The sequence below is a fragment of the Vibrio sp. Vb1554 genome, from assembly GCF_033344235.1.
The window spans coordinates 1-1,126 of record NZ_JAWPOJ010000364.1 but is presented as its reverse complement, the minus strand read 5'-3'; the positions used below and the strand labels follow the sequence as shown (position 1 = coordinate 1,126).

General features: G+C 47.7%; 1 protein-coding gene. It reads left to right on the top strand.

Annotated features, from left to right (window positions below; all coding sequences use genetic code 11):
• The coding region (metG, locus tag R8N28_RS26330) for a methionine--tRNA ligase subunit beta (protein WP_318183798.1) at positions 1–1,119 on the top strand (1,119 nt) is incomplete at its 5' end.
• Between the last annotated feature and the right edge of the window lie 7 nt (positions 1,120–1,126).

Genomic DNA, 1,126 nt, shown 5'->3' with positions numbered 1-1,126 from the left:
TCTGGCTTCCGTAAACCAAACAACGTGTTCGTACACGGCTACGTAACGGTAAACGGCGCGAAAATGTCTAAGTCGAAAGGTACATTCGTGAAAGCAAGCACGTACCTCGATCACCTAGACCCAGAATGTCTACGTTACTACTACGCAGCGAAACTAAACAGCCGTATTGACGATCTAGATCTTAACCTTGAAGACTTCACTCAGCGCGTTAACGCTGACGTAGTCAACAAGATCGTTAACCTAGCATCTCGTAACGCAGGCTTCATCGCTAAACGTTTCGAAGGCAAACTGTCTGACAACTTCGCTGAACCAGAGCTTTACAACGAATTCGTGGCAGCGGCTGACCGTATCGCAGAGCTTTTTGAAGCTCGCGAATTTGGCCGTGCTATCCGTGAAATCACGGCACTAGCAGACAAAGCGAACCAATACGTTGACGAGAAAGCCCCTTGGGTTGTCGCAAAAGAAGAAGGCAAAGATCAGGAACTTCAAGAAATCTGTTCTGTAGGTATCAACCTGTTCCGCGTACTAATGACTTACTTGAAGCCAGTAATGCCAGCTCTTGCTGCACGTACTGAAGCATTCCTAAACCAAGAGCTAACTTGGGAAGGCATTGCTCAGCCACTCACTGGCCACGAAATCACTAAGTTCAAAGCGCTATTCAACCGTATCGATCCAAAGAACATCGAAGCGATGATCGAAGCATCGAAAGAAGACGCTGCAGCAGCAATGGCAGCGAAAGCGAAAGCTGAAGCGGCTAAAACAGAAACTGAGCTAAGCAAAGACCCAATCGCGGACGAGATTGAGTTTGATACTTTTGCTCAAGTGGATTTGCGCATCGCTCGCATCATCTCTTGTGAAGAAGTGCCTAAAGCAAACAAGTTGCTTAAGTTCCAACTGGACATCGGTGGTGAAACTCGTCAAGTTTTCTCTGGCATCAAATCAGCCTACAAACCTGAAGAGCTAGAAGGCAAGCTAACCGTAATGGTAGCGAACCTAAAACCTCGTAAGATGAAATTCGGTATGTCTGAAGGCATGATCCTAGCGGCAGGCCCTGGTGGTAGCGACCTATGGATTCTTGAGCCACACGAAGGCGCTCAGCCTGGTATGCGCGTAATGTAACTCCCTT